This is a genomic window from Sutcliffiella deserti (genome assembly GCF_020037475.1).
In the GTDB taxonomy this organism is placed as follows: domain Bacteria; phylum Bacillota; class Bacilli; order Bacillales; family Bacillaceae_I; genus Sutcliffiella_A; species Sutcliffiella_A deserti.
In genome coordinates this window covers 16,628-39,173 of the sequence record NZ_JAIQDB010000017.1, presented here as the reverse complement: position 1 = coordinate 39,173, position 22,546 = coordinate 16,628, and the positions used below count along the sequence as shown (strand labels likewise).

Below are 22,546 nucleotides of genomic sequence, written 5' to 3'. Positions count from 1 at the left end.
AAAGAAAGTACATGAAAAGAGGAGTTGGAGCCGGATGATGTGCATTCCCGGGCAAAGAAAGTACATGAAAAGAGTGCAAGTCGCCGGATGATGTACCAACAAGGGCAAAGTAAGTACATAAAAAGGGTGGAAGACGGTGGATGATGTACCAACAAGAGCAAAGTAAGTACATAAAAACTAAGAATGACGAAAAACATGTACCATTATGAACACGAAAAGCACTCTATCCAATACAACCATTCACTGATATATTATAAACAAATATATATAGGAAGTATAAGGAGTGGATGATCGATGATTATTAAATTACTAACACCGGACGATGCGGCCAACTACAGAAAGCTAAGGCTGGAGGCATTGAACAATAGCCCGGAGGCGTTTAGCTCCAGTTATGAAGAGGAAAAAGAATATCCGCTGGAAACCTTTAAAAACAGAATGAACTTTCAACATATTTTCACATTTGGTGCATTTGATGAGAAGAGATTAATCGGTACTGTTACCTTGATATGTGAAACGAAAGCAAAAATTAAGCATAGAGCCCATATTGTCGCAATGTATGTTGGTGCAGAGCATCGTAAATCAGGTATAGGGAGAGCGTTAATGAAAGAGGCGATTGGTAAGGCTAAGGGTTTAGGGGAAATCGAACAACTTCATCTATCCGTTATGGCAACCAATGAACCAGCAAAAAAACTGTATCAATCTTTAGGATTCACCACGTATGGAGTGGACAAAAAAGGATTGAAAATTGAGGGTACATACTATGATGAAGAATTGATGGTTTTGGAATTGTTTTTGTAATACTAAACAAAAACGAAACTTTCACTCCCGTCATACGTAATATAGTTAAATAAAGGGGGGGTTCGATGATTTGGTTATTCATTATAGTTCCTATCTTGCTGCTCTTGGGAATAGTGTTTTATTTAGACAAGAAGAACAGCGGGTTGGGTGGTTCTCCTGATGTGAACAAAGGAAATCATAGCGTCGAAACAGAGACAACAAGGCATCAATTTCAACATAATAACGGTGGAAACGATGGTGGGGGACATAATTAATTTTTTAACTGAAAAAAGAGATTAGGAGTCAACCATTCCCAATCTCTCTCCATTTTACATCCTACTCCGCTGAAACAACTGCCTCTTTATTATCCACAGTTTTTTCTTTTCTTCTGTCATCAAACCAACCAATCAAATGCTCCAATCGCTCTAAACGGTGATTTGGCTTACCGGAACGTGATAGATCATGGTTTTCATCTGGGAAGCGAACAAATTTCGTATCCACACCAAGGCGTTTAAGGGCAATATACCATTGCTCTGCCTGCTCCATTGGACAACGCAAGTCCTGTTCGCTGTGCAAGATTAGTGTCGGTGTTTTCACGTTACGTGCATGGTGAATTGGGGAGATTTCTAATAACTTTACTGCATCATCCCATAGATCTGCATGTCCATGCTGCCATTCTGTGAAGAAAAAGCCGATGTCACTTGTTCCGTAGAAGCTATGCCAATTGCAGATGCTGCGCTGGGTAACGGCCGCTTTAAAACGGTTTGTACGAGTGACGATGACGTTGGTCATATAGCCGCCGTAGCTTCCGCCTGTTACGAACTGCTGCTCATGATCGATATAGTCGAAGTTTGCCAGGGCATAGTCTGCACCTGCGATAATGTCTTCATAGTCCATTCCGCCGTAATCCCCGATGACAGCATTAACAAAATCGTGACCATAGCCATGGCTTCCTCTTGGATTTGTATAAACTACCACATACCCTTTAGCCGTCATTAGCTGCATTTCATGATGCAGGCCGTTTCCGTATGCTGTTGCTGGTCCACCGTGGATCTGAAGGATCATTGGATATTTCTTGCCTTCCTCAAATCCATAAGGCTTCATAATCCATCCTTCAATTTCCTTGCCATCTGTGCTCTTATAATGATAGATTTCCGGAGTGCTTAAATGCACCTCGTTATAGAGATCTTTATTCCAATCCGTTAATTTGGAAGTGTTTTTCACATTATTTAAATCCTGCGTCACCAAGTCTCCTGTAGAATAAGGCGTAGCAAGAACAAGGACTGCTTGATCATCATTTACGAGATCATAGGATGTCACAGATGCGATCTCTGGAGAAAGGGCAGCGGAAACTTCTCCTTCCAGGTTAACCTTGAACAGCTGGCAGTCTCCGCCAACTGTTGCACTGAAATAAATGTTCGTGCTGTTAGTGCCCCAGATTAATCGCAATTCCGCCGTGTCATACTTTGCATCGGCACCAACAAGGTTTCCGGCTGTGTAATCAAAGCTTTCTGTCAGATTTTTGACTTCGCCTGATTCAATGGAAATTAAGAGTACATTTGCATTTCCTTGGCTTCTTTCCCCACGTTCATGTCCTGCCACAGCGAGCCATCTGCCATCCGGTGATACAGAAGGAGCCATCACATAGCCATTTGCCTGATAAAAGATAGTTTCCTCTTTTGCCTCCATATCGTATTTCCAGATTGCAGGAAGATAGCCCCACTCTTTATCCTCAGCCTTTGTGCCAATATAGAACAGGTTTTTCCCGTCCGGAGTGAAACGTGGCTGGCCAAAATCATGCTCGCCATCCGTAATTTTTGTATAGGATTTTGTTTCGATGTCAAACAGGTACACATGCTTGCGGTCCTCATTATAGATCCCAACTCCGTCCCCTTTGTAACGAAGTCTCGTAATTACCTTCACATCGCTTTTTTCGTCCTTTTTCTCTTCGTCCTTATCTGAGGTTAGTTTGAATTCTCCGTTAATCGTTAGAGCAAGCTGACTACCGTCTGGAGACCAAGTGAATTCGCCAATTCCTTGCTTCACGTCAGTTAATTGAACAGCTTCCCCTCCGTCTGTATGTAAAAGCCAAACTTGATTTTTTCCTGTACGGTTGGAGCGGAACGCAATGGTGCTTCCATCTGGTGACCACTTTGGAGCTGTATCTTTTATTAACTTATCTTTTGAATAATGAGAAGTAAACTGTCTGCCTTCTCCCTTAAGATCCGTCACATAGATAGAAGAATAATAGCCATCTTTTTCTTTGTCCACATGAGTCAGAACATAAGCTGCTTTGTCTTTGCCGGGTGATAGATTCGGGTCTCCTACAAACTTGAATTTACATAAATCTTCAGCTGTAATGGGACGTTTTGTCATAATACATTCCTCCATTTTTATATACTATTAGTCTATAGTATCATTTCGTAAGGCGAAATAAAATGGTTTTTAGAAAAATCACAACATTTAGAAGTTATTTTTCGCCCACTATAATAAAAACCGCCAATTCCCAGTTCGATTATGAAACGAGAGGTGACGGTAGATATTATACTTATGCTGCAATATCCTGTTTTACCCGAAGTAAGTTTGCCTGTACTAATCGTTGCCTTATAGTAATTCCAATCCAACTGGCCAAAAAAGCTTTTATAAGCCCAACAGCAATAAATGGATAAACTCCAACAGCTAATGCTTGCGTCCATGTGAAATCCAATACGAGTTTTAATTGGATAGTTCCGGCCAATAAAGTGACGATCATTCCGACAGTGTTAGCGATCATCGCCATCCTAAGTGTAAAGGATGTTTTCTCCAAAATGTAGCCTGTTATATAGGCAGCAGCAATAAATCCGAATATGTACCCTCCTGTAGGACCAACCAATACGGAAAAACCAGCTTTCATTTCGGCAAATACGGGTAACCCGATTGCTCCTAGAGCGACATAGCATACCATGGAGATAGCACCATATCTACTCCCTAGAATCGTTGCTGCAAGGCCAACCGCGAGTGTTTGGCCACTTATTGGTACAATAGGCAATGGAATCTCAACCTGAGCTAAAACAGCTGTTATTGCAGCAAACATCGAACATAAAATCATCCACCTTAATCTTTCATTTCTTACGACCATCTCCGGTACCCCTCTCTATATGTAAACCTAATATAAACTAAAGTTAACATATAGTTTGTGATATTGGAAAGGTTTTTTCTTCTCAAGAAAGCATCCCCTATCTCATATCAGACAATCCCTTATTAATAAAATTATTCAAGATCTCTGCCATCTCTCTGGGGGTTTTGTTCATTCCGTTTTCCAACCAATTTTTAATCATATAAATACTGCCACTTACAAAGAATATACTTAAATAGTCAAACGTTTCCTGGTCAAGTTGTTTGTCTGTGATCCAGTTTTTGAAAATAAATTGCTTTGTAATCATCATGCCCCTTTTTTGAAAATGGGTATCGCTATTTTCGCTAAAGAGGAGTTGGCAGATCTCGCTTTTTTCTGCGATGTATTCGAAAATTTTTTCGGTCATCTGGAAAGCTTCCTCTTCTTTGGAGAAATTATATTGATTAAGTGTTTCCGCCATCTCCTCGATGAACGCTTCTTCAATTGAATGAAGCAGGTCGTATTGACTGGAAAAGTGGGCATAAAAGGTTGAGCGGTTGATGTCTGCTAGCTCACAAATTTCTTTAATGGTAATGCTTGAAATTTGTTTTTCCTTTAATAGTTTCATAAGGCTTTCCTTTAAAACCATGCGAGTATATTGTTTGCGTCTGTCCATTTTTGAGGTCACATATCCACAATCCTTTCCTTTGTTAGGCTAATTATCCGACAAAACAGGCCTGACTGTTGTGCAATGAACGTTACGCGCGCAACTGTTTGTTGAATAACCAACACTGTGTTTTATATAATGATAAGGTGAAAAAGTGAAACACACAAGAGAGGATGAAAGACGATAAATATTGCATCCCGTATTATAAAACATAAAAAGGCTGTACTAATCACGTTTGGTTTAATTACCCTCCTATCAGTGATTGCGCAATTTTTTGTGTCAGTCAATTACAATATGGTTGATTATTTACCTGATGATGCCCAATCAACACAGGCGATGGACATCATGGAAAATGAGTTTTCAGGGGCTGTTCCGAATACGAGTGTCATGGTAATGGATGTTACCGTACAGGAAGCACTAGCATATAAAGAAAGACTATCAGCCATCGACGGAGTTTCTGAAGTGATGTGGCTTGATGATGTAATGGATTTGAAGACCCCCTTGGAAGTAGCAGAACAAGAAATGGTCGAAAATTATTATAAGGATGAAAATGCACTCTTTTCCATCAGTGTCCGCACTGGGGACGAGGTTACAATAACAGATGCCATCTATGAAGTAATCGGGGAAGATGGAGCGATTGCGGGTGAAGCCATTAACACGGCAAGCTCACAAAAAATGGCCGGGACTGAGTCTTTATATGCAGGACTATTATTAGTTCCAATCATTATTTTAATTTTGGTTATTTCTACTACTTCGTGGGTAGAACCGATATTTTTCCTAACGGCTATCGGTGTTTCCGTTTTGATTAACTTAGGAACAAATATCTTTATTGGTGAGGTTTCCTTCGTTACCCAGTCGGTTGCCCCAATCTTGCAGCTGGCCGTATCGCTAGATTATGCGGTGTTTTTGCTACATAGCTTCTCGGATTATAGGAAGAAAACAAATAATCCGGAAGAAGCGATGGCGCTAGCGATGAAAAAGTCATTCCCCGCCATCACGGCAAGTGCTGCAACAACGTTTTTTGGGTTTATCGCACTTACGTTCATGGAATTTGAAATTGGTTCAGATCTTGGGTTGAATTTAGTAAAGGGAATTGTCCTAAGTTTCATAAGTGTCATGATATTCCTGCCAGCTCTCACCCTGTTTTTCTATAAATGGATGGATAAAACGAAGCATAAAAGTTTTATTCCAAGTTTCGAAGGCTTTGGTAACAAGGTAGTTAAATGGAAGATTCCTAGTTTACTTCTTGTGTTTGCGATCCTTATTCCTGCCTTTTTAGCGCAAACAAATACGGCATTTACGTACGGTCTTGGTGTTCAACCGGAGCACACGCGTGCCGGCAGTGATTTTAAAATAATTGAAGAGTCGTTTGGTGAAACGACGCCGATCGTTCTTTTAGTTCCTAGAGGTGAGGTGGCAAAAGAGGAGGAGCTTGTCTCTGATTTAGAAGGGCTCGATTATGTGACAAGTGTCTTTGCGTATGTGAATACGGTTGGCTCGGTGATTCCTCCTGAATATTTGGATGAATCCATTACGAATGAATTCTACTCTGAAAATTATAGTCGTATTGTAATTAATACAAATCAGGGAACAGAAGGGGAGATTCCTTTTTCGATAGTAGAAAAAGTGAAGCAAACGTCTGCAGATTATTATGGAGATAAGGCACTCAGCTTAGGTGAAAGTGCCACATTATATGATATAAAAGAAACGGTCACAAAGGATAATGTCCTTGTAAATATCTTAACGGTAGTGACAATAGCGATTGTACTGATGGTGAGCTTTCGGTCTTTTACCATTCCACTGGTATTACTTATCACCATTCAATCTGCCGTCTGGATTAATTTATCCATTCCTTATTTTACGAATACACCGCTAGTGTTTGTAGGTTATTTAATCATCAGTACGGTACAGCTTGCAGCAACGGTCGATTATGCCATTTTATACACAGAGGCTTATAATCATCACCGCAAGGAAATGACTGCTATAAAAGCGATAAAGAAAACATTAGATGAAAAGACATTCTCCATTTCCATTTCTGCGGCGATTTTGTCGAGTGTAGGCTTTATTTTATGGATCACATCTTCCAATCCGATTGTGGCATCGATTGGATTATTGCTTGGCAGAGGGGCGTTGCTTGCCTTTGTGATGGTAGTGTTATTTTTACCAGCTATGCTGTTGATATTTGATAAGTTTATTAAGAAAACGACCTATAAAGCTAATTTTTATAAAGAGGAGAAGTGAGGATGAGAAAAAAACATCTATTATACGCAGGGCTCGCGCTGATGCTTATCTTTCCTACAGTAGTAAGCTATGCCGGTCAGACAGGGGCGGAAACTGCCAAGGGGAAAGTCACTTCAAAGGATGAAGTTGTGTATGCAACGCTAAAAGCGAACGGGGAACCAGGCTCTATCTATGTGGTAAATACATTGGATGTGGCTCAGGCAGGGGAAATCCTTGATTACGGACCATATAGAAGCGTTAAAAATCTCACCGATGTAACGGAGCTTGAACAAGAGGGACAGAACGTTCGATTTGATGCTCCCGAAGGAAAATTCTATTATCAAGGAAACATGGAAGAGAATCGCGAATTGCCGTGGGAGGTGACGGTTTCTTATTTTCTTGATGGGCGTAAAGTGGAGCCATCGGAACTTGCAGGAGAATCCGGTCACGTCAAAATCAATATCACCACAGCAGAGAATAACAATGTCGATTCGGTATTCTATGACAACTATCTCTTACAAGTTTCCATGTTGGTTCCGAACACCTATCAGAATCTTGAAGCAACTGATGGAATGATTGCTAATGTGGGGAAAAATAAGCAGGTCACTTTTACTGTCATGCCTGGAAAAGAAGAAGAGCTGACGCTTGAGGCAGATGTCACAGGCTTCGAATTTCAAGGTGTTGAAATAGCAGCCATTCCCTCTTCACTCCCGATTGATACTACCGGGACGGAAGGGATGACAGAGGAAATGACGGTATTATCAGATGCTATTGGAGAGTTAAATAATGGTGTTGCTGACCTTCAAGATGGTGCATCTCAATTAAACCAAGGTGCGGCAAGCCTGAGTACTGGTTCCGAAAAATATAAAAATGGGATGAGCGAGCTATCCGGCTCCTCCTCTGAAATAGTGAGTGCATCCAGCTCTATACGTGAAGCACTTAGAAGCATAAATCAATCCCTTTCAGAGGGAGCGGAGACAGACTTGACCAGCCTGACTGAATTACCGGCAGGTCTTAAGGGCTTAGCGGATGGCCTTACACAGACGGCAAGTGGTCTTACAACTCTTCAAGAGAACTATTCAGCTGCATATAATGCGTTGGATGGGGCGATAAATGAAATCCCTGGTCATCAGCTCTCAGAGGAGGAAATCAATGCATTGTATGAGAGTGGAGCGGATTCCGAGGTTCTTGATAAACTGGTCGCATCATACACAGCTTCACAAAAAGTGAAAGGGACATATGGCAATGTACACGAAGCTTTTGCAGCCGTAGAACCATCCTTAAACCAAGTGGATGAGTCTGTGATAGGGATAAGCGGGACACTAAGTTCAATTGCCGAGGACATTACTAACTCACTTGCGGCGACAGATGTTAGCGGGCTAAGTGAATTGCAAAAAGGCATGGAGACATTGTCTTCTAATTACAATCAGTTCCACTCCGGATTAGTTAGCTATACAGATGGGGTAGACCAATTAGCCTCGTCTTATCTTGATTTGCACTCCGGATTAGTGGGATTGACAGGAGGAACAAGGGAATTAGCAGAAGGAGTCGGTGAGCTTCAAAACGGAACGGACGAACTTTATCAGGAAACCAAAGACTTACCAGACCAAATGGAAGAGGAAATCAACTCGATGATTCAAGAGTATGACAAATCCGACTTTGAACCGGTATCCTTCGTTTCTTCAAAAAATGAAAAAGTCTCTTCTGTTCAATTTGTTATAAAAACGGAAAGCATCAAAATCGAAGAAAAAGCAACGAAAGAAGCAGAGCCAGAGAAAAAGAAGGGCTTTTGGGAATTGTTTAAGGCGTTGTTTTAAGAAGCTTTTTATGGTTTTCCCTCCAGACAATTCTAAAAGNGCCAGAGAAAAAGAAGGGCTTTTGGGAATTGTTTAAGGCGTTGTTTTAAGAAGCTTTTTATGGTTTTCCCTCCAGACAATTCTAAAAGTTGGCTGTGTTAAACGCCGCTGTTGATTTCCGCAAAAGGCTACGCGTTCCACGGGGCGGTGCTGGAGCCTCCTCGGCTTCGCCTGCGGGGTCTCCAGTCTACCGCTATCTCCCGTTGGAGTCTCCGCCTTTTGCTCCAATCATCGCTGGTGAAGTACTATATTCAACACTCATCTTTAACAGAGCCTAAAAGTTAAAATAAAACAGCACTTTTCCATTAGAAGGAAAAGTGCTGTTTTTGTCGAATTGGTAGAGAAAGCATAATTTTCGTAGTTCGAAATAAAACATACAAAAGGGGATAAGCGATTATGGATAAAGTAAGAGTAGGAATTATCGGTACAGGTTTTGGTGCGAAAGTTCATGCACCAGTTATGCAAAGTCATCCCGGATTTGAGGTTGTTTCCATCGCAAGTGTAGCACGAGGAAGACTTGATGAAATTAGCGACGAGACTGGTGTGCTGAAGGTATATGATAATTGGCAGGACATGTTGGAACAAGAGGAGCTTGACCTGGTTTCTGTTGCATCTGCTCCTTTGCTTCATCATGAGATGGCTGTTAAAGCATTTGAAAAAGGCTGTCATGTATTGTGTGAAAAACCGATGTCCTTTGATGCCAGTGAGGCAGAAAATATGATTAGGGCTAGAGATGAAGCATCGAAAAAGGGTTGGATCAATTTTGAATACCGGTTTTTACCTGCAAGACAAAAAGTGAAAGAAATCCTATTAGGCGGAAAAATCGGAAAAGTGATGCATGTGAACTTTTCTTTAAATATTGCAGGCTATGAGCGATATGCTACTGCTAAAAGAGGGTGGCTAAGTCAAAAAGACCAGGCTGGAGGGATGCTTGGTGCTGTCGGTTCGCATCTAATTGACTCGCTTCTTTGGTGGACGAACGCACAGGTTGATTCTATTTCCGGTCAACTTACCACACATGTACCCGAGTTCACAGACGAGAACGGTAAAAAGGAAGTTCGAACAGCAGATGATGCATTCCAGGCGATGGGGAACTTTGTTGGCGGGGGAACTTTCACGATTGGCTCCAACATTGCTCTGCGTCATGCAGAAGGATGGGAGCTGGAGATATACGGAACAGAAGGAACTCTAAAGATGTCGCAGGATGATACCGTATTTCTTGGTCTCGGAAATGAACCACTAGAGAAAGTCGAAATTGAGAGCGCGCTCGAAATCCCTGATGGAATGAATCCGGTTGCTGCCGGTTATTACAATGCGTTCTATCGCTCGCTGGATCAGGTTTATAATGCTCTTGCAAATGATGATACGCATCCGGACCTGCCTGAGTTTGAAGCTGGGCATCAAGTGCAGGTTATACTTGACGCGATCAAGCAGTCTCATGAAGAAGGGCGAAAAATCAAGATTGGATAGTATTTGTATTTCGGAGAGGTGGCAGACACTATATAAAAGTGTCTGCCACCTTTTTTAGGTAAAAAAGCAAAAGTTTTAACTTTGCAGTTGACTAGTTCCGGGGCTAATAATTCTCCAAGGGTGACGCAGAATGATGTATAAAAAAGAGCGACCAAGGAAAATGAAAAGTAAAGTTGATAAAGATTGATGTCCGAAGTACGCTCCCTTCGCACCAATAACCAGTTGGGATCCCCTAAACTTAATCAAAACAAAACATTTCTCAACGATTTACTCTTTTGATATTAAACCCAAATATCATAAAACAATAAACTAAAAAAGTACCAGGGGGTTAGCCTGGTTTTTCTTATGGGGAGAGATGTTATAATATATAGAATCATTATCCTTAAGAAAATTGGGAATGATTATTGTACGCTAAAAGAGAAATGCCTTAACATAGAGAATCTACTACTATGTTTTTGGCATTATTAAAGATGAGTATTATTAAAGTGCATCCCTAGCTGTTGGTTGGAACGAAAGGCGCAGACTCCTTGCTAAGAGGTAGTGCTTAGGGAAGACCCCGCAGGCGCAAGCCGAAGAGGCTTCCCAAGCGCCCCGCGGACGCGAAGCCTGTCGTGGAAATCAACAGCGGTGTTACACAGCCATGCAAAATAACGACACTAAAGGTGATTAAATGATACATACTTATTCCGGTCAAACAATCAGCTTCCAGATAACTTATAAAAAGCGAACCTCCATAGCCATATCGATTGATTTTTATGGAAATATAGAGGTCCAGGCTCCTAAAGGAACATCCGATGAACGAGTGCTTAAAGTATTAGAGGATAAATGGGAATGGATTATGAAACAATCCAAAGAGAGAAAAGAAAGATTGGAAGGGCCGCAAAAGAAGGCTTATGAAAATGAGGAAAGGTTTCTTTATTTAGGAGCCGAATATCCTATACAGGTCTATCACGATTCAACAATCACCCAAGACCATGTAGTGTTTCAAGGCGAGAGGCTGCAAATTTATGTGAAGCAATTAGAAGAGGAAAGAATCAAACAAGCATTAAAACGGTTTTATTATCAGCAGTGTAAAGCATTGGTAGAAAAGAGTATTAAAAACTATCAAAGTAATTTTAAAATAAAACCTCGTTCTCTGAAGATAACTGATAGTAGAGCAAACTGGGGAACATGTGACAGTAGACAACAGTTAACTTTTAATTGGAGGCTCGCGATGGCTCCACTAGAGGTTCTTGAGTACGTAGTCGTTCACGAAATGTGCCATATGGTTCATCTGAATCATGACCGATCCTTTTGGCGTCTTGTTGGGAAAATCCTGCCTGATTATAAGGAACAGGAGAACTGGTTGGCTTTATCTAGCTGGAAAATGACCGTCTAAAGGTCTTTGATTAATTGACATTGTAAGAAGGATTGTATTAAATCATCTTTCCTACAGCATATTACTCTTAAAAAAAAAATTGCCCTGCAAGGCATCAAACGCCTTGCAGGGCTTTTTTTAGTTCTCTTCTATAGTTTTACGATTCTTCTTAAATAGTTTAGACAATACTTCATATACAATTGGTACAATGATTAATGTTAATAACGTCGAACTTGTTAACCCACCGATAACGGTGATTCCAAGACCTTTGGAAATCAGTCCGCCACCACCACCCGAGCCGATCGCTAATGGAACTAATGCTCCAATAGTAGCGATTGCTGTCATAAGAATTGGGCGTAGACGAGTTGAACCTGCTTCGAGGATCGCTTCGCGCATAGTCATGCCGTCGCGCTCCATGTGAATGATGCGGTCCACGAGTACAATTGCATTGGTGACAACAATTCCTATCAGCATCAATAGTCCCATCATAACAGGAACAGAAATAGTTTCTCCGCCAATTAAAAGCCCGACAAATGCTCCAATTACTGCAAAAGGCAAGGAGAATAGTATTGCAAAAGGTGCAACACCTTCACCGAAAGTAACAACCAGAATGAAGTAAACAATCGCAATTGCGGCAAGCATTGCTAATCCAAGCTGTGTGAATGTTTCATTCATATCTGCAGCTACCCCGCCAACTTCCATGCTGACACCTTGTGGAAGTTCTAATTCTTCTAAGGCTGCATCTGTATCAGCAGTCGCCTTTGAAATGTCATCTCCAATGACGGTTCCAGTTACACTTGCGTGGTATTCTCCCTTGCTACGGGCGAGCGTGCTCAACGTGGTACCTGTTTCCACTGTAACAAGCTCAGAAAGTGGAATGGTCGTACCCATCGCTGTTGGAATTGGTGTTGCTAAAATATCGTCAATGTTATTAGCTTGAGCAGCTTCTTCCTGTTGGACAATAACATCGATGGACTCACCATTATTTTCTACTGTCGTTAATACTTCTTCGCTTTGAGGACTGAGCATCATCGCGATTTGGCCGGCAGTCAAACCATATTGAAGAAGTTCATCCTGTGCAACATTGAAAGTATGCTCAACATAGGCATCCTCCGCACTAGAGGAAACGTCTTTCAAGCCGTCGTTCTCTGCCATTACGTCTTCTACCAATGCTACCGCCTCGTTTAATCGATCGAGGTCTTCACTGTAGAAGGTATAACTCAATTCATTGGAAACCATGGAAGTTGCTCCGAAATTCTGGCTCTGCCATTCACCGGATTGGCCAATGTTGAACACATAATCTTCGACTTCATCACGTACTTCCTGGAAGTTATCCATGTCTGGGTCAAAAATCAGATACATCAAAACACCATCTGACCCTCCGCCCATCATCGAGGACATCGGATCGCCGCCTTCCGCTACAGAAAGCTGGACAATATCAATATTTTCATTTTTCATCATTTCATTTTCGACAATCTCAACGTTTGCCAATGTATCTTCCATCAGCTCGCCGGCTTCTGGCGTGTACGTTAAGTACATTACTTTTTCTTCTTCACTGCCCATAAAGCTAAAGCCGATAATAGGCGTTAATGCCAAGCTTCCAACTAAGAGAGCGACGGAAACGAGAGAGGTGATGATTTTATGGTTAAGAGTCCATGAGAGGATTCCTTTATACCATGTTGCGAGTTTACCAACCTCTTTATGATGATTATTTTCTTTCTTTTCACTGTATAGTTTTTTCCTGAAAAGGAAGTGTGATAATGCAGGAACAATGGTAACCGCCACAAAAAGGGAGGCACCAAGTGCAAATGTCATCGTTAAAGCGAACGGCATGAATAGCTCGCCGACCATTCCACCAACAAAGATAAGCGGTGCGAATACTGCGACCGTTACAAGTGTGGAAGATAAGATCGGTTTGAACATTTCGATGGTTGCCTCACGTACAAGTGCACGCCCTGAAAGTTTCTCTTCTTTTAAATGCAGGCGTCGGTAGATATTTTCGACGACAACAATTGAGTCATCAATAACACGACCGATGGCAACGGTAATTGCACCGAGTGTCATTATATTAAGAGTGATACCCATCCAGTTTAACAGCAATAATGCCATAAATATTGAAACGGGAATGGATACAATGGAAATAATGGTCGACTTGATATCACGAAGGAATAGCAGGATGATCAGGATTGCAATCAATCCACCAAACAACGCCTTTTCCACCATCGTTGCTACGGATTTCTCAATTGGCTCACCTTGGTCGAGTGTCACATCGATGACAAGGCCGTCAATGTTTTTCTGCTCTTCTTCAATCAATTCTTTTACATCATTCACCACATCAACCGTGTTTGCCTGCTGGCCTTTCACGATCTGGATGGCAATTGCATCTGCTCCATTTGTACGGGAAATGGATTGCACTTTGCCGACAACTTCAATGGAGGCGATATCACCAAGTCTCACAAATGGTACTTGGGAATTTTCAGAAGTGACTGGAATAAGCATTTCTTTCAATTCGTCAGCAGTCATAAACTTGCCATCGATAGCTACCGCTTCTTCGCCTTCCTCAAATTCAAATAGTCCTAATGAAACAGCCATATCACTTGCTTGAATCATCTGTTTTACATCTTCATTTGTTAAGCCAAGCTCCGCCATTCTTTCTTCGTTATAGCTGAGCTCCACTTCCTCGATGTGCTGACCTGTAATGTTAGCAGATGCAACACCTTCAATTTTTTGTATTTTCGGAAGCAGAATTTCTTCTACTGTAGAAGATAGTTGAACAATATCCTCCGTTTCACTGCTTGCACTAAGCGCTACAACCGGCATCATGTTCATACTGATTGCTGTCACAGTAGGTTCCTGTGCGCCTTCTGGTAAATTTACCGACGCCAAAGCGGATTCTAATTCGCGCTTAGCTTCATCCATATCTATTCCATATTCATATTCCACTTGAAGACTTGCTACATTGGAATAAGAATTCGAAAATACAGATTTCACATTTTCAAGACTTTCCACTGCTTGCTCCAAGGGTATGGATACATCTTCCATTACTTGCTCGGGAGTAGCACCGGGATAAACATCCATAACCATTAAAAATGGAATAGAGATATCCGGAATCGTCTCCATTTTCATCTTAGTACCGGAATAAATACCAGATACAGTAATGATAATAGTAAGCAGCCATACTGCCAGTTTGTTTTTTATTACGAAATTGACTAACCCTTTCACTGTTACACCTTCCCCAAATTGACTTATTACACTCAATTACTTATACTAATGACCGTACAGTCATTTGTCAACGAATTTGATATAGGAGAGATAATATAGATGATCAAAAAACAGTTAATTATGGAAAAGGCTCTGGAACTCTTTGCGCAGCGAGGATTCGAGGCTACATCGGTCCAGCAAATAACCGAGCATTGCGGTATTTCCAAGGGTGCTTTCTATTTATCCTTTAAGTCAAAGGACGAGCTAATTCTCGCCTTAATTGACCACTTTATGGTACAAGTTACCGTTGATGTTGACTACCTGGTCAGAAATACAACGAATCATCAGGAACTTTTACATAAATTCTATTTCACCTTGCTGGATTCTTTTTATCGGCACTCCGATTTCGCCAAGATCCTTATGAAAGAGCAGTCACAATCCATTAGTAAGGAATTTATTTTAAAGACTCGCAGCTACGACATCCGCTTTGAGGAAAGCATTCAAATGATGCTCGAGCGGTTATATGGTAATGAGATTAAAGATACAAAATATGATCTGATTTATTGTGTGAAAGGTTTCCTGCGGATCTATTCCGAGTTGTTTCTTTTTCATAACGTGGAGCTTGATTTGGAAAGGCTATCACAGTCGCTCGTGGAAAAAACAAACATACTCGCCAGGCATTCGACGATTCCATTTATCTCCGAGGAACTTAACAAACTGTTACAGCTTCCATTGGAGCAGGAAGTGACGAAGGAAGAAATCGTAAAAATCCTTGAACAGAAAACAAAGGAAGTGGAGGAGCCGATTGAAAAGGAATCGTTAGTTCTTCTACTCGAGCACTTTAGTCAACCAACTTTAAAACCTGCAATCGTAAAAGGACTGATTGAAAACATACGAAATCATCCTCAGTGTAACTGGATTGCCTATCTGCTTGTGAAGTATTATGGTTTTTAAATTTAATAGCAGACTAGCTTGTTGGGATGTGTACGTTTTATTGCACCTGATGAGGAACAAAACTTGAAAAAGAAGCGTTGCATTTTTAACGCTTCTTTTTCGCATTATGAAGTAAGTATATTGTCCTATGTATAGGGGAAAATATTTAAAAAGGATATTTAGAGGAGGTGAAAATTTAATGAGTTCTCATAAAAGCGTCAAAATTACCTCCTCAGAAATGGCTTCTTTGTGGCAGGGGTACATTAGTCACACTCACAATATTTGTATGCTGCAATATTTTATTGCAAAAACTGAAGACCCCGATATTAAGATTACTCTAATGAATGCCCTGCAAATCGTTGAAGAACTTAATATCGATACCAAACGTCTATTAGAATTAGAAAATGTTCCGCTTCCTACAGGTTTTGGCAGCCAGGATGTAGATATTAACGCACCTAGACTATTTTCTGATACGTTTTTTATGCTATTCATAAAGAATATGGCCAAAGTAATGATGTCGACCTGTTCAATAATGCATACTATGGCAACACGTAAAGATATTCGAGAGCATTATCGTAAGTGCTTAGATGCAGGAAGAACGGTTTTTGACGAGGTAAGTGATTTGTTGTTGGCTAAGGGAACCTATTCAAGACCGCCATTTATGGAGCCGCCAAAGAAATCGGATTTTATTGAGAACAAAGATTATCTGAATGGAATTAATTTATTCGGTGATCAAAGAAACTTAAATGCCATCGAAGTTTCTCATGTCTTCGCAAACATTGAAGCAAATGTCTTAGGGAATGCGCTGACAAAAGCATTCGGACAAACAGCAGATAAGAAGGAACTACGGGATTTTTTTGAAAAGGCCGGTCGAATGTCGGAAAAAATCATCCGTAACCTTACGAAATTCTTAACTTCAAGTCAATTGCCTTCTCCTATGGGCTCTGATACTCAAGTTTTCAGCTCTTCACAACCAGCTTTTTCCGATAGACTAATGATGTATCAGTTAACTACTTTAACCGGAACAGGAATATCTGATTATGCCACATCCCTAGCCTTATCGATGAGAAACGACTTGAAAAGACAGTATATGGATTTAATCGATGACACTGCCAAATTGGGTGTCAACGCGCAAAATATTATGATTGATAATAGCTGGTTAGAACAACCACCCCAACAAGATAAAATAGTACATTAATCACCAAACCAGCATATTTACAAGTAGATGGCAGGAAAAGTTATTATCTTTGTCAGTTTGTAGACAAAAGGGGTTCGGTGTGGTCACATCCGAATCCCTTTTTAAGCTTTAGTAAAATTTTATCGTTGGATAGATAAGATATCTCTTAAATAGTATATTGATGCTGTCGCGGGACCACCCCATGTCCAGTTGGCCATCTTCTTTAGATTTGGCTCTGTTAAAGCTGAGTGTTGATAAAAACGCTATTTCAGCGATGATTGGAGCAAAAGGCGGAGACTCCCACGGGAGATAGCGGAATACTTGCGACCCCGCAGGCTTGCCGAAGAGGCTCCAGCACCACCCCGTAGAACGCGTAGCCTTTTGCGGAAATCAATAGCGGAGTTTAAAACAGCCTTAGATTTAATGTAGCAAAAGTAAGCATCGACAATATTTTAAGCCGCATTTTCATTGTGCAGAATAAATGGTGGGTATTTTTTCTTAATATAGTAATTTTCAAACAAACGTTTGATTGAACCAATTTCTCAACGTAGGTAACATAAGGTTTCTAGTCTATTTTTGAAAATTAACTTTTTAAAATATTATTGTATTTGAGGATGAGAGGGTAGTATCTCTTAAAAGTCTGACTGAATTTTGAAAATTTGCTATAGTATAAGAAAGAAACTTGAGGTGAGTCGATGAACGCTAAAGATATCCTTCAAAATATGAAAAACCGTACACCATCAATCCTTGGTAGTGAAAAATTCGCTAAATATGCGGTTCTTTTACCACTTATTCAAAAGGGAGAGGAAACTCATATTCTGTTTGAAGTGAGGTCTCGTAACATGCGTCGTCAGCCTGGAGAGATTTGTTTTCCAGGGGGAAGAGTCGATCTTTCGGATCAGACTCCGCAGGCTGCCGCAATTAGAGAGACAACCGAAGAATTAGGTATAGAGGTAGAGGGAATTACTGATGTTGCCCCGCTAGATTATCTTGTCTCCCCGTTTGGAATGATCGTATATTCTTATGTAGGGATGATTCAACAGCCTGAAATGATTACTCCAAATGAAGCAGAGGTGGAGGAGGTATTTTCGATACCACTTTCCTTTTTCAAAGAAAACAAACCGGCTATCTATACCATCCGGACAAAATTAGAGCCGGAACTGGATTTTCCTTTCGATCTTATACCTGGAGGGCAAAATTATAATTGGCAAACAAGGGCATATGAAGAAACGTTCTATCAATTTGAAAACAAGACCATTTGGGGACTTACTGCAAAAATACTAACGCATTTTGTAGACCTTACTCGCTAGAATCATGGGGACAGGTACCTTGTTCCATTCAAACGTTCCATTCTTCGAAGTTTTACCCTGTAACCTAACGGGAAGTACAGAATAATAGAGTACCAAGTTAGGAGGATTCTAAATGAGTAAAACTATCTTTATTACAGGAGCCGGCAGCGGTCTTGGAAGAGGAGCGGCGCTAGGGCTTGCACAAAAAGGTCATCGCGTAATTGCTACGACAGAATTGACGTCACAGAAAACCGATCTGATGAGGGAAGCAGCTGACAAGGGTCTGGATATGGAAGTATTTAAGCTCGATATTACCAATGTGCGTGATCGTGAACAGATGGAAAAGTATGATTTTGATGTGTTTGTTGCGAATGCTGCAATCAATGAGGGAGGTCCACTTGCAGAAGTGCCGATGGATCGATTCCGTGCACTTTTCGAAGTGAATGTATTTGCGACACTAGAAACAGCACAGATTGCTGCAAGAAAGTTAGTGAAAAAGGGCAGTGGGAAAATTGTGTTTATCAGTTCTATGGCGGGAATTTCGGCAACTCCTTATGTTGGACCGTATACGGCAACAAAGCACGCGCTAGAAGGCATTGCACAAACGATGAAGGCGGAGCTGGAGGAATTCGGTGTGAAAGTGGCAACCATTAATCCAGGTGCATTCGAAACAGGGTTTAATAAACGAAGTGCTGAGGAAATTTGGAAATGGTTTGATGATGAAAAGAATTTTACGCGCAAAGAAGATATAGAAAAGCAGCAGGAAGGTTTAAAAGATCAGTTCGACCCAAAAGACATGATTGAAAAGATGGTAGAGATAATACCTGCGGAAAACCACAAATTCCGCACAGTCTATCCAAAAGAAACAGAGAAGCAGCTAAAAGAAACCGAACAAGAACGTTGGGACATGGAGATATAACATTCCAAAAGAGGCTGGGCAAAAATGTTTTAACCTAATGAAAACCCGAACTATCCTTTTGAATTTTAGGATTCAAAAGAGTTCGGGTTTCTTATTGGTTTTCTTCAAGTGTACTTTTAGTTAGTTTTCAATTGTTTCAATGGTTGATTAGAGTGCCAAGTGGGAGGCTCCCGCACCGCCCCGCGAAAAGCGAGCACCTGAAACAGAAAGGAACAGGGAGTTATAACAGTCGCCATAATTATTTCCTTAGGAGCCCTTTAAGTAAAAACTTTCCCCATTAAGAACCGAGATTACGACATCCGCTACAAAGTGCTCACCCCTCACCCCTAAACCTGAAATAAAATAAATCTTTCTATTTTGCAGAGCGGAAGTATAATAGGAATAAATACATCTGATAAAGGCAAACTTCACGAAAGGGAAGGACGCAAAGCTATGAGCCTAACCGTTTTAAATAACGTAGGGTTGTCAGGCTGCCAGGTTCTTAGGTCCTTGTACCGCGAGCCACGGCTTACAGAAGGAGGACTTTTTTATGAAAAAGAAATTTCTGGTAGGTGCGATGATGGTGTTACTTTTTTCAACTTATGCAAATTTCCCTATTCATGCAGAAGGTCAAAGGGATTATGCCACATGGCTTTGGAATCCTTGGATGATTGTGCATGACGAGATGGGAACACTTGATTTTCTTGAAACCAAACAAGCTAACAAAGTATACCTTCAAATTGATCGCGATATCCCAATGCAGGTGTATCGTAATTTTATCGAAAAAGCTTCGGCCAAAGAAATAAAGATTTATGCACTTGACGGAGCGCCGGACTGGGTTGGACCAAAGGGGTCTACCCATCAGAATAAACTATTAAACTGGGTTGGTAACTATCAGAGTGGATCAGCAGACTCACAGAAATTCTCTGGGATACATCTCGATGTGGAACCGTATTTGTACCATGGATGGTCAACAAATCAGGCGGCTACCATCAGATCGTACCAAACTTTGTTACTCAAAGCGAAAACTAGCGCTGCTTCGTTAAAACTACCGTTGGAAGTAGATTTGCCTTTTTGGTTTGATGAAATCTATTATAAAAACAAGTATGGCAAAGGCAATTTAGCTGAATGGGCCATTGCCAATACGGATGGCATTACTATCATGGCCTACCGTGATACAGCATCGTTTATTATTGATATCGTTAAAAACGAGATTGCTTTTGCTGATAAGCATGGGAAAAATGTCATTATTGGCGTGGAAACAGGACGAACGGACGAAGGGGATCAGATATCCTTTTTTGAAGAAGGGGAAGCTTACATGATGAAGGAACTCACCTCTGTTAATAACTACTATGATCAGGTCAAAGGGTATAATGGAATCGCCATCCATCATGTTGAGAGTTGGATGAATATGAAGCAATAAACAAAAGTCCTCTTTTTGGAGGACTTTATTTTGTGTGACAAACTTTAAATCACAGGCTAACTTTCTTAGCGGTTTTATGCTTCTTTTTCCAGAAAATATAAGCCAATGCAGCCCCAAAAGGAAGGAAAAAAATCCACATTACCAGTAGATGAATGATGCTCTGTGCTGCAAGTAGATTTTCGCGGTACACTACATCTCCAAAAGCTATTCGAATGGTATAATTGCTGATTGCTAAAAAAAGAGAATAGAGCATTCCATTATTGACGATATAAACCCATTTGTTTTGATTGTTTACCATGACAGTTTCTCCTTATGACGAAAGCGTTTTATTGTAGTGTATGTCTTCAAGTTTAGCATGAGTTATCCCTATAATCTATCGCAAGATTATACTACAGATAAAAGAAAGTATGTAAAATCGCATAGTAATTACGGAACGGATGTGCTTTTTTAAGCCCATATCCTTTGACCTTTCACACACCTATTTATAAAATGAGGGTACTTGTGGAAAAATAGAACATCAAGACTTTGGAAAGGGAGGTGGGCATGTTGATTACTTTTAATAATGTAACGAAAACGTATGATGATGGTACAACTGCAGTTGATAATGTTTCATTTACGGTGAAAGAGGGAAAATTAGTTGCATTGATTGGTCCGAGCGGATGTGGAAAAACGACAACCATGAAGATGATCAATAAACTTATTCCTCTTTCTTCCGGTACCATCACAATCAATGGAAACGACATATCGAATGAGAATGCGGTAGAGTTAAGGCGGAATATCGGCTATGTGATTCAACGCATTGGATTGCTTCCCCACATGACAATCGAAGAAAACGTTTCATTAGTTCCGAAGCTGAAGGGTTGGAAAAAGAAAGATTATGAGAAGAAAGTTGATGAATTGCTAGAAATGGTTGGTCTTGACCCTAATGTGTACAAGAAAAGGTATCCTTTAGAGTTGAGTGGCGGGCAGCAACAACGTATAGGGGTAATACGAGCGCTAGCAGGTGAACCTCCAATTATATTAATGGATGAACCTTTCAGTGCCCTTGATCCGATCAGTAGAGAACAGCTTCAGGACGAATTAAAGCTGATGCAGAAAAACATACATAAAACGATTGTATTTGTCACACATGATATGGATGAAGCCTTAAAGATCGCCGACGAAATTGTTGTCATGAAGGATGGGAAAGTAGAGCAAATCGCTTCTCCAACAGAATTGGTGCAGAGTCCTGCGAACGAATTTGTGCGTTCCTTCATTGGCGAGGAGAGAGTAAAACAAATTACAAACATACAAGAAGTGCAGGCTGAAAGCATAATGAACACCTATCCACCTGACGGACCAGCCGATCAGCTCCCAGTGATTTCTTATCGTGCCTCCTTGCAAGACATAGCTCGCATGATGTTACTACAAAATGCGGAAGCTATCATCATTGCAGACGAAGAAGGTAACCCTATAGGATATATAGAAAAAAACCACTTGCTTAAAGAGCTGGCAGGTATTCATGGGGAGGTGCAGTAGGTGGAGGCTATCCAAGTTTTCTTAGAAACCGTCTCAAGCAGACAGGATCTAATTATTGAAAGAACGATTGAACACCTTTATCTATCCTTCCTGGCAATCATCATTGCTGTCATTATTTCTGTTCCTTTAGGGATCTATATTGCGAGAAAGCGAAAAGTTGCTGAGTTTTACATCGGAATAACGGCCGTTCTTCAAACAATTCCAAGTCTTGCGCTTTTTGGATTTCTTGTACCTATTCTCGGGATAGGGACCACCACTGCACTAGTAGCACTCATTATATATGCTCTTTTGCCGATTCTCAGAAATACATACACGGGGATAACAGGTGTTGATGAAGGAATTATTGAAGCTGGAGAAGGAATGGGCATGACCTCTCGGCAGATTCTTTGGAAAATACAATTGCCCCTATCACTGCCATTTATGATGGCCGGAATTAGAACAGCTACCGTTCTAACCGTTGGTGTAGCTACTCTTGCAACATTTGTGGGAGCAGGTGGACTCGGAGACATTATTTGGAGGGGCCTTCAATCCTGGAACAACAGCCTAGTGCTGGCAGGCGCTATCCCTGTTGCCATTATGGCTTTGTTATTTGATTTTATTTTAAAATTTGTCGAAAAGAAAGTAACGCCTAAAGGAATTAAATCTTAATATAGAGGAGAGAAAAAT

At 40.8% G+C, this 22,546-nt stretch carries 18 protein-coding genes and 1 riboswitch; of the genes, 13 read left to right on the top strand and 5 right to left on the bottom strand.

Features of this window, described 5'->3' with window-relative positions:
- The first annotated feature begins 297 nt into the window (after nucleotides 1-297).
- Complete coding sequence (locus tag K9B36_RS16635) at nucleotides 298-798, top strand: GNAT family N-acetyltransferase (RefSeq protein WP_223703582.1); 501 nt, start codon at nucleotides 298-300, stop codon at nucleotides 796-798.
- 65 nt (nucleotides 799-863) lie between these two features.
- Nucleotides 864-1,052 carry a hypothetical protein gene (locus K9B36_RS16630; protein ID WP_223703570.1) on the top strand — a complete coding sequence of 63 codons (189 nt, stop codon included), beginning with the start codon at nucleotides 864-866 and terminating at the stop codon, nucleotides 1,050-1,052.
- Between the two features lie 61 nt (nucleotides 1,053-1,113).
- Here K9B36_RS16630 and K9B36_RS16625 read toward each other — a convergent pair whose 3' ends face one another.
- The 3 genes from K9B36_RS16625 to K9B36_RS16615 form a co-directional block, all read right to left on the bottom strand.
- Complete coding sequence (locus tag K9B36_RS16625; RefSeq protein ID WP_223703568.1) at nucleotides 1,114-3,153, bottom strand: S9 family peptidase; 2,040 nt, start codon at nucleotides 3,151-3,153, stop codon at nucleotides 1,114-1,116.
- Between the two features lie 172 nt (nucleotides 3,154-3,325).
- Nucleotides 3,326-3,895, bottom strand: a complete 570-nt coding sequence (locus K9B36_RS16620; RefSeq protein ID WP_223703565.1) for a biotin transporter BioY — start codon at nucleotides 3,893-3,895, stop codon at nucleotides 3,326-3,328.
- Nucleotides 3,896-3,992: 97 nt separating this feature from the next.
- A complete protein-coding gene (locus K9B36_RS16615; RefSeq protein WP_263399415.1) occupies nucleotides 3,993-4,499 on the bottom strand; it encodes a TetR/AcrR family transcriptional regulator in 507 nt (168 codons plus the stop codon).
- A gap of 333 nt (nucleotides 4,500-4,832) precedes the next feature.
- Here K9B36_RS16615 and K9B36_RS16610 point away from each other — a divergent pair, with 333 nt between their 5' ends.
- The 4 genes from K9B36_RS16610 (at nucleotide 4,833) to K9B36_RS16595 (ending at nucleotide 11,462) form a co-directional block, all read left to right on the top strand.
- Entirely contained in the window at nucleotides 4,833-6,779 is a 1,947-nt protein-coding gene (locus K9B36_RS16610) for an efflux RND transporter permease subunit (RefSeq protein ID WP_223703580.1), read from the top strand.
- A 2-nt stretch (nucleotides 6,780-6,781) separates the two neighbouring features.
- The gene (locus K9B36_RS16605) at nucleotides 6,782-8,575 is read left to right on the top strand and encodes a YhgE/Pip domain-containing protein (RefSeq protein WP_223703562.1); all 1,794 of its coding nucleotides are present in this window, start codon (nucleotides 6,782-6,784) and stop codon (nucleotides 8,573-8,575) included.
- Between the two features lie 435 nt (nucleotides 8,576-9,010).
- On the top strand, nucleotides 9,011-10,084 hold the full coding sequence (locus K9B36_RS16600; RefSeq protein WP_223703560.1) for a Gfo/Idh/MocA family protein: 1,074 nt from the start codon (nucleotides 9,011-9,013) through the stop codon (nucleotides 10,082-10,084).
- Nucleotides 10,085-10,754: 670 nt separating this feature from the next.
- Nucleotides 10,755-11,462, top strand: coding sequence for a M48 family metallopeptidase (locus K9B36_RS16595; protein WP_223703559.1), 708 nt, complete (start codon nucleotides 10,755-10,757; stop codon nucleotides 11,460-11,462).
- A 117-nt stretch (nucleotides 11,463-11,579) separates the two neighbouring features.
- On the opposite strand, the gene K9B36_RS16590 is transcribed toward K9B36_RS16595, so the two are convergent.
- Complete coding sequence (locus K9B36_RS16590; protein ID WP_223703558.1) at nucleotides 11,580-14,663, bottom strand: efflux RND transporter permease subunit; 3,084 nt, start codon at nucleotides 14,661-14,663, stop codon at nucleotides 11,580-11,582.
- Nucleotides 14,664-14,762: 99 nt separating this feature from the next.
- On the opposite strand from K9B36_RS16590, the gene K9B36_RS16585 reads away from it, so the two are divergent.
- The 5 genes from K9B36_RS16585 to K9B36_RS16565 all read left to right on the top strand — a co-directional run bounded on the left by K9B36_RS16585 (nucleotide 14,763) and on the right by K9B36_RS16565 (nucleotide 20,362).
- Nucleotides 14,763-15,596, top strand: a complete 834-nt coding sequence (locus tag K9B36_RS16585; RefSeq protein ID WP_223703557.1) for a TetR/AcrR family transcriptional regulator — start codon at nucleotides 14,763-14,765, stop codon at nucleotides 15,594-15,596.
- 178 nt (nucleotides 15,597-15,774) lie between these two features.
- On the top strand, nucleotides 15,775-16,773 hold the full coding sequence (locus K9B36_RS16580; protein ID WP_223703556.1) for a DUF3231 family protein: 999 nt from the start codon (nucleotides 15,775-15,777) through the stop codon (nucleotides 16,771-16,773).
- Nucleotides 16,774-17,447: 674 nt separating this feature from the next.
- Entirely contained in the window at nucleotides 17,448-18,062 is a 615-nt protein-coding gene (locus K9B36_RS16575; protein ID WP_223703555.1) for an NUDIX hydrolase, read from the top strand.
- A 112-nt stretch (nucleotides 18,063-18,174) separates the two neighbouring features.
- Nucleotides 18,175-18,960 carry an SDR family oxidoreductase gene (locus tag K9B36_RS16570; protein WP_223703554.1) on the top strand — a complete coding sequence of 262 codons (786 nt, stop codon included), beginning with the start codon at nucleotides 18,175-18,177 and terminating at the stop codon, nucleotides 18,958-18,960.
- Nucleotides 18,961-19,349: 389 nt separating this feature from the next.
- Nucleotides 19,350-19,438, top strand: a riboswitch (cyclic di-GMP riboswitch).
- A gap of 51 nt (nucleotides 19,439-19,489) precedes the next feature.
- On the top strand, nucleotides 19,490-20,362 hold the full coding sequence (locus tag K9B36_RS16565; RefSeq protein ID WP_223703553.1) for an amidase: 873 nt from the start codon (nucleotides 19,490-19,492) through the stop codon (nucleotides 20,360-20,362).
- Between the two features lie 49 nt (nucleotides 20,363-20,411).
- Here K9B36_RS16565 and K9B36_RS16560 read toward each other — a convergent pair whose 3' ends face one another.
- Nucleotides 20,412-20,660: a hypothetical protein gene (locus tag K9B36_RS16560; protein ID WP_223703552.1), complete on the bottom strand. Its 249-nt coding sequence runs from the start codon at nucleotides 20,658-20,660 to the stop codon at nucleotides 20,412-20,414.
- A gap of 245 nt (nucleotides 20,661-20,905) precedes the next feature.
- Here K9B36_RS16560 and K9B36_RS16555 point away from each other — a divergent pair, with 245 nt between their 5' ends.
- Both K9B36_RS16555 and K9B36_RS16550 read left to right on the top strand, forming a co-directional pair.
- Nucleotides 20,906-21,880, top strand: a complete 975-nt coding sequence (locus K9B36_RS16555) for an ABC transporter ATP-binding protein (protein ID WP_399202128.1) — start codon at nucleotides 20,906-20,908, stop codon at nucleotides 21,878-21,880.
- A gap of 9 nt (nucleotides 21,881-21,889) precedes the next feature.
- The gene (locus tag K9B36_RS16550) at nucleotides 21,890-22,528 is read left to right on the top strand and encodes an ABC transporter permease (RefSeq protein WP_223703575.1); all 639 of its coding nucleotides are present in this window, start codon (nucleotides 21,890-21,892) and stop codon (nucleotides 22,526-22,528) included.
- Nucleotides 22,529-22,546 lie beyond the last annotated feature (18 nt).